Source organism: Clostridium sp. Marseille-P7770, from assembly GCF_902143525.1.
Classification (GTDB): Bacteria; Bacillota; Clostridia; order Lachnospirales; family Lachnospiraceae; genus Pilosibacter.
The window spans coordinates 454733-467123 of record NZ_CABFVC010000001.1 but is presented as its reverse complement, the minus strand read 5'-3'; the positions used below and the strand labels follow the sequence as shown (position 1 = coordinate 467123).

The following is a 12391-nucleotide window of genomic DNA, read 5'->3' as shown; positions in this document are numbered from 1 at the left end:
TAAGATGGGACAATTAAGGGAAAATCTTCTTGAAGAATTAAACAGTAAAAATATGCTTGAGACGATTGGAACATTCAATCATCTATTCCGTTACAGCGGAACAAAAGAGGGAGAGGCAGCGGTTTCTTATCTGGAAGAAAAACTCTCGGAGTATGGGATTCCGTTTGAGCATTGTGAGTATGATGGCTTTTTCAGCATCCCGGTGCGAGCATTCGCAAAAGTTGACGGAGTGGAATATCCGTTAGTCGGAGATGTTTACAGTGCAGAAGCAGACAGCCTTCAGGGAACGTTGTATTATGACTCTCTCAGCGAGGAAAAAGGACTCACAAAGAATCAAGAAAAAGATCGTTTTGAGTCATTTCGCGACAAAATCGTTCTGACGTGGGAATCCAAGGGCGTTTTTGTGAGAAGGGCAATGGAGGCAGGAGCCAAAGCAGTACTGCATATCTGTGCAACAAAAGGCGACTATATTCATCACAGCAATATTGGGACGATCTGGGGAACACCGGATTTTGATGAGGCTGCGTATATGAAATTCCTTCCGTCAGCGGGAATCAGACGTGCGGACGGAGAAGCGCTGATCGAAAAGATGGCAGCAGGAGAAATGGATGCTGAAGTCACGATTGAAATGGAGACAAAGATCCGCAGAAGTTCCATGGTGGCTGTTGATATCAAGGGAAAGAGTGACAGTTTTGTGCTTGTTTCCGGTCACTACGACTCTTGGTACGAGGGAATTACAGATAACGCGGTCAGCGATGCGATCCTTTTAGAGTATGCGAGAGTGCTTTATGCACATCGGTCGGAATTAAAGCGTGGAGTACGGATCGCATGGTGGTCTGGTCATTCAGATGGAAGATTCTCCGGATCCACATGGTATTGTGACAGCCATTACGCAGATCTCAGAAAGAACTGTGTGGCGCATGTGAATCTGGATCTGACCGGGTGCAAAAACTCAGAGCAGATCGTAGCACGGACAGCAGGTTCTGAGGGCATTTCCTATACAGCAGACCTAATCGAAAAGTACACGGGAAAGAGACCCGATGTGTATATTCCGATGATCCGTGGAGCAGATCAGTCTTTCTGGGGGGCCTATGTGCCGATCACGATCATGTTAAAATATGAACCGCTTCCGGAAAAACGCCTGTCAGACTGCCCAAGCGGCGGACCATGGTGGCATACCCCGAAAGATACGATCGATAAACTCGACGAGAAGATCATGATGCGTGATGCGAAGATCAACATGGAAATGCTGGATGATATTCAGAGCGCAAAGATGATTCCTGTAAATATTCCAGTCTTTTTAGAAGATTTGGATGGCAGATTAAAGAAGACATTGTCCGGATTGGCACCAGAGTTTGACACGACGGAGATCTGCGCTGAATGGAACAGAACGAAAGAGGCGTTGAAAAAGGCGGCCGAGCGCGCGGAAAGTATGGAGGACAGTGATCTCTTTCTGAAGGAGACAGTGGGAAAGCTGCTCCATATCGTTTACTGCAGAAAAGCACCGTATCTGCATGATTATGGTGATGGATTTGGGATCTTTGGAGCGATTGGACGCTGCAAGGGAATCACAAAGGATAATACGCCGTTAGATGTTTATGTAATGGCGGGAAGCGAGTATCTGCGAATGAAGAACCGGCTTTGCATGGGACTTAGGGAGATTAAGGAACAGGCAGAGCGGATCTGACAGCAGGTATGATAAAAAGACACGGAATAACAACGGAAATAGCAGGGAAACCTGCTTTTTCCCGTATAAGGAGACAGAATTAGAGGAAGGAGATTTGACCTATGGGAAAAGTTGTATCAGCAGAGGTGTTTTTGCTGCACAGAAAAACAATCGTATTGGCAACGGCTTATGGACGTCCGGCACAGGTAAGAGGTCACGTGATCGTAAAGCTTACAGACGAGAATGGGCTCTGTGGCTGGGGCGAGGCGACTCCACTCCCGAAATTTACCGGCGAAACGCCGGAATTTGTACAGTATGTACTTGAGAAGGAACTTATATCGGAAATCATAGGAGTAGATGCGGCAGATCTGTGGGAAGCCAGAAATCGATGGAATCATAAGCTCCCGGAGCATGCAGCGGCCAAGATGGCGTTGGAGGCTGCTTTTTATGATCTTGCAGCGAAAGAGCGGAAGCTTCCTCTTTACCAGATGTTCGGTGGAAAGCTGCGGGAGAAGGTTATGATCAATCGTCATCTTGGAATCATGGGAATTGATGAGGCGGTGGAAAAGGCGGTCCAGTATCGGGAACAAGGGTATCACAGCATAAAAATGAAGATCGGTACGGATGTTGAAGAAGATATCCGCCGGGTCTGCGCAGTCAGGGATGCTGTTGGATATGAAATGAAACTTCGCGTGGATGCCAATGCGGGATACAGCTATTCGGATGCATATAAGTTTATTCGAAAGACCTGTGATCTGGATTTAGAAGTGTATGAACAGTTGCTTGATAAACATGATTTTAATGGGACAAAGCAGCTGAAACGGGATACCGGTGTTGTGATCGGAGTCGACGAAGCGATCAATACGGTCCAGGAGGCAGTCCGGTATGCATATGAGCGGGCGGCTGATGTGTTTATTCTGAAGCTTGTCAAAACCGGCGGGATCCAGAATGCTGTTACGATTTCAGAAATTGCGGCATCCGCAGGAATTCGCTGTGTAGTGACCAGTACATACGATACACAGATCAATGGAGCTGTCTGCCTTCATCTTGCATCGTCCCTTCCGGCATCTACGATGTCCAATGATATCACCTGCTATGCGACCCAGCCGGATATGGCAGATACATGTCATGTGCTGAAGGATGGCTATTTGACGGTTGGAGATGAAGCCGGAATCGGGGTGCGAAGCCTGAAAGAGATGAAGATCGTCTGAGGTTGATTTTTTGACAAATCCCCCAAGTTGTCAATTGAGTGCCAAAGAGAAAGAAGTTATACTATAATTAATCAGCATGTCCGCGCACTTGCTGCGCTGACCGTAATAGAGTCATAGATTTGAAGGCAGAAATCTCATCGGCGCAGCCGATTGGGAATGGATTTTTGCCCGCTTTTTGTATTACTGGGGGGAGGAAAAGCGATGAAGGATCGGACAAAGGTAGATATTTCGACGGCGTTGACGACGTTGTTAGCAAAGAAGGCGATCGACGATGTACCGTGCGGGAGATCGTAGAGCTCTGCGAGATCCGGAGACAGACATTTTATTATCATTTTGCGGATACTTATGCACTGATGGACTGGACGCTGGTATTATATGGAAAGCCGTGCCGGATCAGAATGTGGAAAAATGGTTGTCGGAATCCGACGAATAAACGGAAAAGAATATTCATTTGATGTAAATGGTGCGTGTCAGACCTTGTAAGGCACAGCCGGAGGATGAAAAACAAAGAGGAAAAGGATCAGAATAATAAAGAAGACGGCTCGATGCATAGGGATATGCGGAGCCGTCTTCTTGTGTAACAGGAAATTACGGGGAATTCCCTGTTACACAAAAGGTACTGACATGCCAATGATGCGTACTCGCGCGAAGACGGATGTAAACTATAGATTTTTCCTAAAAAATTCTTCTGCGTTCCGGAACATGATTCCTTCCGCCAGATCCTTTGACATTCCCTTTTCCAGAAAATATTCGTAAAGATCAGCAGCCTTTGCCGGGGTGTTCAGGTATGTAGGAAGTGTCGTACCGTCAAAGTCAGAGCCGAGAGCGATGTTTTCATAGGCACCGAGGCTGAAAAAGTGCTCGATGTGGCGGTAGAGGTCGTCGGGAGAATCGCCGATGCCTCCGTCGGTAATGAAACTCTTACAGTAGTTGAGGCCAATGAGGCAGTTCCGGCGGACCATCTCGCGGATCATGTCATCCGTCAGGTTCCGCTTGTGGGAACAGATGGCGCGCGCGTTGGAGTGGGTCGCAACGAACGGGCGGCGGGCGGTCTCAAAGAGGTCGGCGTAGCCGGTGTCGTTTAAATGGGAGACATCAACGAGGATCCCGCGGTCTTCCATTTCACGGACTGCCTGGCGTCCGAAGTCTGTCATTCCGTGAGTGGTGGTGTGTCCGGAACCGATCTCATTTTCGCCATTCCAGGTAAGTGTCATGCAGCGGACTCCGTCATCTGCCAGTTTTTTTACGCGGGTGATATCACCGGCGAGAGCTGCTCCGCCCTCGATGGTCAGAAAAGCAGCCGTTTTTCCTGTCGCCCAAGCAGCCTGCATATCGGAAGCGGAGCGGCAGGGGGAGATGCGGTCATGAAATTTTTCCATCTGGCGGTTAAAATTGTCACGGTTTGTTTCGTAGTAATCGATGGCGGCCTGTCCACGGTGCTGATCCGGGATGAAGATGGCATAAAACTGTGCCCAGTGAACATCGGACGGAAGTGAGGACAGGGAGAGGACACGGTCCGGATCATCAAGCGTGTCCGGGGTCAGCCCCTTATGGATACAGTCTGTGAGTGTGTCGCAGTGTAGATCGATCAGAGCATAGGGATTCATGGGAAATTCCTCCTGAAAATATATTTTGAATTTATTGTAACGGAACCTTCCAGACGTTTCCGTCAATTCTGTCTCCGGATCTCGCCTTTTAAGATCATCGGGTAGCGGATCAGGGCATCGGAATCAAGCGCTTCTTTTTTCATATCCACCGCGGTGATCTGGTGGTTTTCGTAGGTCGTATAGTAGTAGGTTCCGGTCTCGGCACTGCAGCAGGAGGTGTAGATCGTGATCTCATATTTTCCTTCTGCAACCTCACAGCAGCCGCGCTGCTGGTCCACAGAGCCTAAGATATGGAAGAACTGGCTGACGCTTTCTTCTTCGCTGTCACCGGAGATCGAGTTCGCGCGGGTGAATGCCACGCGGGCAAAGCGGGACTGGGAAGAGAGATCCCCCGGAAGACCGAGAGCGCCCATACCGCGGCTGTAGGTGGCAAGCGGAAGCTCCGGAGAAAAATGATTTTCCGGCTGGCGCGGGGAAAGCCCGAGATAGTTATTTAAATGGAACATCTGCAGATCGAAGGGCGGATTGTTTGTGAGAACACCGGCAGGATCATCATGGACATGGAGTCCATCGGTCATGGATTCCACGACGATCGCCTCGTTTTTATCCGCAATGATCCAGTGGAGGCTTGCGGCAGGCATCTGTGGACTAAAAGGTGTTCCGACAAGATTCATGCGGGCAAGCGCTTCGCGGACTTCCGGAATGGTTGCACACCGGCTTAAGATCCAGGGGATAAATTCAAACTGGGCAACATTCTGCATTCCATCCGTCGGCTCTGCATAGGCAGCATTTCCGACAAAGTTGAGTCCTGCCATGCCGAGTCCCTTTTCGTTCATGGCATCATAATACAGAGGATAATTGTCTGCAACGTGCGCCATGCCGATGATGGCATAGTGGGATGCAAGTGTACCCATATGGCGGAACGGGATCGGGTAATTGCGGGGAGTGATCGTGATCTCCTCTCCGTAGGAAAATTCGTAGTCTAAGGTCCTTCCAAAATAAAAGCCTTTTGTCTTGTAAGTTGCTGCTGTACACATAAGACAGGAACCTCCTTAAAAATAGTAAATTCGCAGCGCGTTTATCTCATTCGGAGACCTGACTCCCACGGAGACAAATTTGCTGTTACTCACCACCTGAAAGAGGCGGGAATCTTCTCGCCTGAGATAAATACGGATATAGTTTCTTCTGCATAAAAAAGATTATACCGCATTTTTTTGAAAAATTCATTAAAAAAGAGCTTTACAAAAACACTTTAGTATGGTAACATGATAACACGATGAAAACAGAGAGGTGAAACCGGACAGAAAAATGCGGCCGGTTTTCGGATATGACAAAAAGCTGGTCCGGGCAGCCGGATCACGGGCAGATAAGAGGAGGAAATTATGATGAAAAAGAGATTATTAAGCGCAGTTATGGCATCCGCCATGGTACTTTCCCTCGCAGCATGCGGCGGAGCAAAGACAGAGACAACCGCAGCAGAGACATCTGCTGAGTCCAAAGAGGAGACAACCGCAGCTGATACATCCGCAGCAGAGGAGACAAAGACAGCAGGCGGCACACTGATCGTTGGTTTCGACCAGGATTTCCCGCCGATGGGATTCGTTGGTGATGATGGAGAGTACACAGGATTCGACCTTGACCTTGCAAAGGAAGTTGCAAAACGTCTTGGCTTAGAGTACAAGGCACAGCCGATCGCCTGGGACTCCAAGGATATGGAGCTTGAGTCCGGAAATATCGACTGCATCTGGAACGGATTTACGATCACAGGCCGTGAGGATGATTACACATGGACTGAGCCGTATATGGCAAACAAGCAGGTATTCATTGTAGCAAACGATTCTGATATCAAGAGCCAGGCTGATCTCGCCGGAAAGAATGTGGAGGTACAGGCAGATTCTTCCGCTGAGGCAGCATTAAAGGAAAATCCGGACCTCACAAACACCTTCGGACAGCTTTTAACAACGGCTGATTACAACACAGCGTTCATGGATCTGGAACAGGGCGCCGTTGATGCCGTAGCGATGGACGTTATCGTTGCAGGATATCAGATCAAACAGAGAAACGCAGATTTCAAGATCCTTGACGATTCCCTTTCCGAGGAAGAGTACGGTGTTGGCTTCAAGAAAGGCAACACAGAGTTAAGAGACAAGGTTCAGGCAACTTTAGAGGAGATGGCAGCAGACGGAACACTTGCAAAGATCTCTGATGAGTGGTTCGGTGAGGACGTTACAACGATCGGAAACAAGTAAAAACACGCTTTGCGAGTTTCCCCTTGTTATCGCGACAGTCGCCAAGGTCCCGCGTAAGCGCGGACTTTGGCTCGTTGTTCGCATAAATAAATGATATTTGACACATATGTCAATATCATATAAAATGAATGCAGGACTCAGATTACGGGAACCGGTTGACAGTTCCCGTAATTTGTCTTGTTTAAAAAGAAACTTTACAAAAGCACGATCAGATGATATGGACCGTGAAACCATGAAGGAAAGCAGGTAAGATCGTATGGGTAAAATGACAATCGGGCAGATGATCGCTCAGCTCGGAAGCGGTATGCTGATCAGTACGCAGATCTTTGTGATCACGCTGCTGTTCTCCCTGCCGCTCGGACTTGTTGTAGCGTTCGGGCGCATGTCGAAAAACCGCGTGATCAGCATGATCGTAAAATTTTATATCTCGATCATGCGTGGAACTCCGTTAATGCTGCAGCTGATGGTCGTTTATTTCGGACCATACTATCTGTTCCATATCAAAGTCGGGAGCAGCTATCGTCTGACAGCGACATTCATCGGCTTTGTGATCAACTACGCCGCGTATTTTGCGGAAATCTACCGCAGCGGCATCCAGTCCATGCCGGTGGGACAGTATGAGGCAGCACAGATCCTGGGCTACAATAAAGCACAGACATTTTTCAAGATCATTCTGCCGCAGGTCATCAAGCGGATCCTGCCGTCGATCACGAATGAGGTTATCACACTTGTGAAGGATACTTCTCTGGCGTTCACGCTGAGCGTTGCCGAGATGTTCTCGATCGCGAAGGCGCTGGCGGCTTCCCAGACAAACATGATCCCGTTTGTGGCAGCCGGAATCTTCTATTATGTGTTCAACCTGATCGTGGCGGTCGTTATGGAGTGGATCGAGAAGAAACTGGATTATTACCGGTAGGATGGAGGTGTTCGGATCATGAATCTGTTAGAATTAAATCATGTGGAAAAATCATTTGAAAATTTATCCGTGCTGAAAGATATCTCCATCAGCATCGGTGAGGGCGAGATCGTATCCATCATCGGACCATCCGGATCCGGAAAATCAACGCTGCTTCGCTGTGCGACGATGTTAGAAAAAATGGATGGCGGCGAGATCGTCTATCTTGGGAAAAAGGCTGCATGGACAGACAAGGACGGACGTGTCGTTTATGCGGACAAAAAGGAAATGAAGGAGATCCGGAGCCAGTATGGCCTCGTATTCCAGAACTTTAACCTGTTCCCGCATTATTCGGTCTTAAAGAACATCACGGACGCACCGATCCATGTTCAGAAGCGCGATAAGGAGACTGTATATAAGGAAGCGAGAGAGCTTTTAAAGAAGATGGGTCTGTCGGACAAAGAAGATTATTATCCGTGCCAGCTGTCCGGCGGACAGTGCCAGCGTGTGGCGATCGCAAGAGCCCTGGCGCTGAACCCGAAGATCCTGTTCTTCGATGAGCCGACCTCTGCGCTCGATCCGGAGCTGACGGCGGAGGTGCTGAAGGTGATCCGTTCCCTGGCAGATTTAAATATCGCCATGGTGATCGTCACCCACGAGATGGCGTTTGCGAGAGATATCTCCCACCGCGTGATCTTCATGGAAGGCGGCGTGATCGTGGAAGAAGGAACGCCGGAGAAGGTATTCTCCTCTGACAATGAGAGAATGAAGAGTTTCCTCGGAAGATATGGGGAGATCCTGTAGGATTTGCGATCTGGAATGTGAAACATCGGGAAAACCCAGTTATAGGATAAACTGAAAAATATGATTTACAACCGGAGATAGGTATTGTATAATCTTCGACGGGAATGAAGTTCTCCCATGGGAAACCAGAACCGCTTATGATGAGCTGATGACTTCTGTGATGACGGGCTGTCCGGGACGGCGCTTTTTAGCGTGTGTTGCGGGGCTTAAATCACAGGAGAGTCAGCTCTTTTTTTGTGCAGCAGGAAATTCCGATGGAACTTCCTGCCGCGCAAAAAGGCACATTTTTTCGGGAAAATATTTTCTCGTTAATAAAATTGGGAGCAATCGTTTCGTATGGGATAGGAACTTTAAAAATGGAATTTTAAGCATGGAACAGTTCCCTAAATAAAGGCAGAATCGTGGAAGGCACATTTTTGCAGAAAAAAGGAGAAAAATTATGTTGACATCACTTGCACTGATCTTTCTGGTGGGACTTTCCGCGGCGGCGATCTGCGGATATCTTCACCTGCCGCGCATTATCGGAATGCTGTTTACCGGCATCATCCTGGGACCGCATGTCCTGGGACTTCTCGATGATAAGATCTTATCGATCTCCTCGGAACTTCGCCAGATCGCGCTGATCATCATCCTGTTAAAGGCAGGACTTTCCCTGAACCTTGCGGATCTGAAGAAAGTCGGGCGTCCGGCCGTCATGATGGCTTTTGTACCGGCGAGTTTTGAAATCTGTGGATATCTTCTCTGCGCTCCGATGATCCTGGGGATAACGAGAATTGAGTCTGCTGTCATGGGTGCGGTCCTCGCGGCTGTTTCCCCGGCGGTCGTTGTGCCGCGGATGGTACAGCTGATGGAAAATGGATATGGAACGGAAAAGAGTATCCCGCAGATGATCCTGGCCGGGGCATCGTGCGACGATATCTTCGTGATCGTCCTGTTTTCCACATTTGCCGGCATGGCACAGGGAGGAACGGCAGATTTTATGCAGTTTTTGAATATTCCGGTGTCCATTGTGCTCGGAATCCTGCTGGGCGCTGCTGTCGGGTATCTTCTCAGCCTTTTCTTTGAGACCGCTTATGCGAAGGAACATTATGTGAGAAACAGCATGAAAGTCATTGTGGTCCTCGGGCTTTCGTTTCTCCTGATGGCGGTGGAAACATGGGCAAAACCGTATGTCTCCGTCTCCGGACTTCTTGCGGTTGTCAGCATGGCATGCGTCCTCAAAATGAAATGTCCGAAATCGGTTTCCGGAAGACTCTCAGAGAAGTTTGGAAAACTCTGGATCGCAGCGGAGGTAGTCCTGTTTGTGATGGTCGGCGCTGCAGTGGATATCCGGTATACGGCGACTGCAGGAGGCGCGGCTGTGGTGATGATCCTGCTTGCACTTATTTTTCGGGCAGCCGGAGTCTGCGTGTGCATGGCGGGAACCGCGCTGAACAAGAAAGAGCGCCTGTTTACCGTGATCGCGTATCTGCCGAAGGCAACAGTCCAGGCGGCGATCGGTTCTGTTCCGATGGCGATGGGGCTTTCCTGCGGACAGATTGTTCTCTCAGTGGCGGTTCTCGCGATCCTGATCACGGCGCCGCTCGGGGCGATCGGGATGGATATGACGTATCGGAGCCTGTTAAAAAGACAGGAATAGTAAAAACATCCAGAGAACATTTCAGGGTTCACAAAACGGGAATGATGAGATATAATGAATGGCACAAAGATAGTAGGAAAATAGATGTTCAGAAACTGACAGGAGGAGAACAATGGATTTCGAAAAATTATGTGCAGAGAGATATTCGCTTAGAAAGTTCAGCGACCGTCCGGTCGAAGCAGAAAAGCTGGAGAAGGTTCTGGAGGCAGGCCACAATGCACCGACGGCTCATAACCTTCAGCCGCAGCGAATTCTCGTGATGCAGAGCAAAGAGGCACTGGAAAAAGCGGAAGAGTGCACCGCATGCAAGTTCCACGCACCGGTGATCCTGGTTGTTGCATATGATCCGACGAAGGCCTGGAACCGCGAGGGAGATATGAAGAACCACGGCGAGATCGACGCAACGATCGCAGCGACCCAGATGATGCTGCAGGCTGCGGATCTCGGTCTTGGAACCTGCTATGTCGGCATGTTCAGCCAGGAAAAGCTTCATGAGACATTCCCGGAGATGAAGGGACTCGTTGCGACAGCGATGCTCCCGCTCGGTTATCCGGCGGAGACGGCACATCCGTCAAGACTTCACGCAGATAGAATGCCGATCGATGAGATGGTGGTTCGCCTGTAGTTCTGATGTCCGGGATTCGCAGAATTGCAGAACGGTATTAGAATAAGAATACGAAGGAAAACAGGTCTGTCAGGGTGAAAAGTGACAGACCTGCCTTTTCACCTGCGTGTGCGCGCGAAGAAAACTTTTGTACGTATAAAAAATACGCAGGAGGAGCTTTTTGTGGTACACAGGCAGACAGCATAGAACGACTGCCCATGTGTGCACACGGCAGGACATTCAAAAAATGGAGGAACACAGATATGGAATACAAAGTTTCCGAAAAGGTTCAGAAGAAATTTGACACCCTGACAAAGGATGCAAAGATCCAGAAAGCGTTACAGTTCATGGAAGAGGACCAGGATACCGTGATCGACAAACAGATCGAGCTGACATTGATCCCGGCTCCGACGAACCATGAGCAGAAGAAAGCTGCGAGACTTCTTGAGATGTTTAAGGAAGAAGGACTCACCGACTGCCATATCGACGAGTACGGCAACTGCGTTGGTATCCGGAAAGGTACCGGCGGCGGAAAGACAGTCCTTGTGGAAGGTCACATGGATACGGTATTCCCGCTTGACACGAAGCTTGAGATCGTCCGTGAGGACGGTTTTATCAAGTGCCCGGGCATCGTGGATGACACAAGAGGATGTGCGACGGTCCTCTCAACAATCCGTGCGCTGAACGCAGCCGGAATCCAGACAAAGGGAGATATCCAGTTCGTCGGAACGGTCCAGGAAGAAGGAACCGGCGCTTTAAAGGGAATGCAATATTATGTAAACCATCATCCGGAGCTGGATGCCAGCATCTCCGTTGACGGACCGGGATTTGAGGAGATCACCTACGAGGCAACCGGAATCCAGACATATGAGATCAATTTCCATGGCGTCGGCGGACATGCATGCGGAGCTTTTGCAAAGGTTGCGAACCCGATCCATGCGGCAGGACGCGCGATTGCAAAGATCGCTGAGATCCAGGTTCCGAAGGAGCCGATGACCACGTTTGCGGTTACAACGATGCAGGCAGGCAGCTTTGAGGCTGTCCATGCGATCGTTCCGGTCGCACAGATCCGCTTCAACTTCCGCTCCAACTCCCAGGAAGAACTCGAGAAACTTCGCAAGAAGATCTTTGATGCAATCGATGAGGCATGCAAAGAGGAGACCGAGCGCTGGGGTATGGACACCATCACATATGACGTAAAACATATCTGTGATGTCAATGCCGGCCACCAGGATCCGCATGCACCGATCGTAGAGGGCGCGATGGCGGCAGCAGAGTACCTTGGATGTGCGGAGCCGAAGCTCGGAAACGGCGGTTCTACAAACTGCAACCGTGCACTGGAAGCAGGACTTCCGGCCGTCTGCCTCGGAATGGGCGCAGATTACGATATCCATGCGCATATGCTGTCTGAGCAGTTTAAAGTCGAGGGAGCTTATAAGGGCTGCCAGCAGACACTGCTCCTGGCACTTCTCTGCGCAGGAACGGATGTAGTGGAAAGTATCATCGAGAAATAAGATCGTAACTGTTCAGTACTCTCGCAGTTACATAAGAATGTCAGAAAAAGGTACGGAATTGTTATATTCTGATCGAAACAGCGCAGGTTTGTCCTATGTGGACGGACCTGCGTTTCGTTTTTACGGAACAGGAAATCTAGGGATTTGTTCTGCAATACGGAATGAACTTTAGAGCCACACTTTTGCCGTAGAAAAGCAAGGA

10 protein-coding genes and 1 riboswitch are annotated in these 12391 nt (G+C 49.4%); of the genes, 8 read left to right on the top strand and 2 right to left on the bottom strand.

Annotation, left to right across the window (positions count from 1 at the left end; translation table 11 throughout):
* Positions 1-4 precede the first annotated feature (4 nt).
* Positions 5-1687 carry a M28 family peptidase gene (locus FN001_RS02160; protein ID WP_142410633.1) on the top strand — a complete coding sequence of 561 codons (1683 nt, stop codon included), beginning with the start codon at positions 5-7 and terminating at the stop codon, positions 1685-1687.
* 101 nt (positions 1688-1788) lie between these two features.
* Positions 1789-2877, top strand: a complete 1089-nt coding sequence (locus FN001_RS02155; protein WP_142410632.1) for a mandelate racemase/muconate lactonizing enzyme family protein — start codon at positions 1789-1791, stop codon at positions 2875-2877.
* Between the two features lie 662 nt (positions 2878-3539).
* Here FN001_RS02155 and FN001_RS02150 read toward each other — a convergent pair.
* The gene (locus tag FN001_RS02150) at positions 3540-4484 is read right to left on the bottom strand and encodes a dipeptidase (protein ID WP_142410631.1); all 945 of its coding nucleotides are present in this window, start codon (positions 4482-4484) and stop codon (positions 3540-3542) included.
* 62 nt (positions 4485-4546) lie between these two features.
* Complete coding sequence (gene bsh, locus FN001_RS02145; RefSeq protein ID WP_142410630.1) at positions 4547-5521, bottom strand: choloylglycine hydrolase; 975 nt, start codon at positions 5519-5521, stop codon at positions 4547-4549.
* Positions 5522-5869: 348 nt separating this feature from the next.
* On the opposite strand from bsh, the gene FN001_RS02140 reads away from it, so the two are divergent.
* The 6 genes from FN001_RS02140 to FN001_RS02115 all read left to right on the top strand — a co-directional run bounded on the left by FN001_RS02140 (position 5870) and on the right by FN001_RS02115 (position 12189).
* Positions 5870-6733, top strand: coding sequence for an amino acid ABC transporter substrate-binding protein (locus tag FN001_RS02140; RefSeq protein WP_142410862.1), 864 nt, complete (start codon positions 5870-5872; stop codon positions 6731-6733).
* Between the two features lie 256 nt (positions 6734-6989).
* Positions 6990-7649, top strand: coding sequence for an amino acid ABC transporter permease (locus FN001_RS02135; protein ID WP_118297336.1), 660 nt, complete (start codon positions 6990-6992; stop codon positions 7647-7649).
* An 18-nt stretch (positions 7650-7667) separates the two neighbouring features.
* On the top strand, positions 7668-8432 hold the full coding sequence (locus tag FN001_RS02130) for an amino acid ABC transporter ATP-binding protein (protein ID WP_118297335.1): 765 nt from the start codon (positions 7668-7670) through the stop codon (positions 8430-8432).
* Positions 8433-8523: 91 nt separating this feature from the next.
* Positions 8524-8597: riboswitch (Fluoride riboswitch) on the top strand.
* 274 nt (positions 8598-8871) lie between these two features.
* Positions 8872-10071: a cation:proton antiporter gene (locus tag FN001_RS02125; protein ID WP_142410629.1), complete on the top strand. Its 1200-nt coding sequence runs from the start codon at positions 8872-8874 to the stop codon at positions 10069-10071.
* Positions 10072-10183: 112 nt separating this feature from the next.
* Positions 10184-10696, top strand: a complete 513-nt coding sequence (locus FN001_RS02120; RefSeq protein WP_142410628.1) for a nitroreductase family protein — start codon at positions 10184-10186, stop codon at positions 10694-10696.
* A 242-nt stretch (positions 10697-10938) separates the two neighbouring features.
* Positions 10939-12189, top strand: a complete 1251-nt coding sequence (locus FN001_RS02115) for a M20/M25/M40 family metallo-hydrolase (protein ID WP_118297332.1) — start codon at positions 10939-10941, stop codon at positions 12187-12189.
* Positions 12190-12391: the final 202 nt, after the last annotated feature.

Bases quoted from the DNA above. Each gene is read 5' to 3' on its own strand.
- bsh (WP_142410630.1), bottom strand. From the start codon at position 5,521: ATGTGTACAGCAGCAACTTACAAGACAAAAGGCTTTTATTTTGGAAGG.
- FN001_RS02135 (WP_118297336.1), top strand. From the start codon at position 6,990: ATGGGTAAAATGACAATCGGGCAGATGATCGCTCAGCTCGGAAGCGGT.
- FN001_RS02150 (WP_142410631.1), bottom strand. From the start codon at position 4,484: ATGAATCCCTATGCTCTGATCGATCTACACTGCGACACACTCACAGAC.
- FN001_RS02120 (WP_142410628.1), top strand. From the start codon at position 10,184: ATGGATTTCGAAAAATTATGTGCAGAGAGATATTCGCTTAGAAAGTTC.
- FN001_RS02130 (WP_118297335.1), top strand. From the start codon at position 7,668: ATGAATCTGTTAGAATTAAATCATGTGGAAAAATCATTTGAAAATTTA.
- FN001_RS02125 (WP_142410629.1), top strand. From the start codon at position 8,872: ATGTTGACATCACTTGCACTGATCTTTCTGGTGGGACTTTCCGCGGCG.
- FN001_RS02140 (WP_142410862.1), top strand. From the start codon at position 5,870: ATGAAAAAGAGATTATTAAGCGCAGTTATGGCATCCGCCATGGTACTT.
- FN001_RS02160 (WP_142410633.1), top strand. From the start codon at position 5: ATGGGACAATTAAGGGAAAATCTTCTTGAAGAATTAAACAGTAAAAAT.
- FN001_RS02155 (WP_142410632.1), top strand. From the start codon at position 1,789: ATGGGAAAAGTTGTATCAGCAGAGGTGTTTTTGCTGCACAGAAAAACA.
- FN001_RS02115 (WP_118297332.1), top strand. From the start codon at position 10,939: ATGGAATACAAAGTTTCCGAAAAGGTTCAGAAGAAATTTGACACCCTG.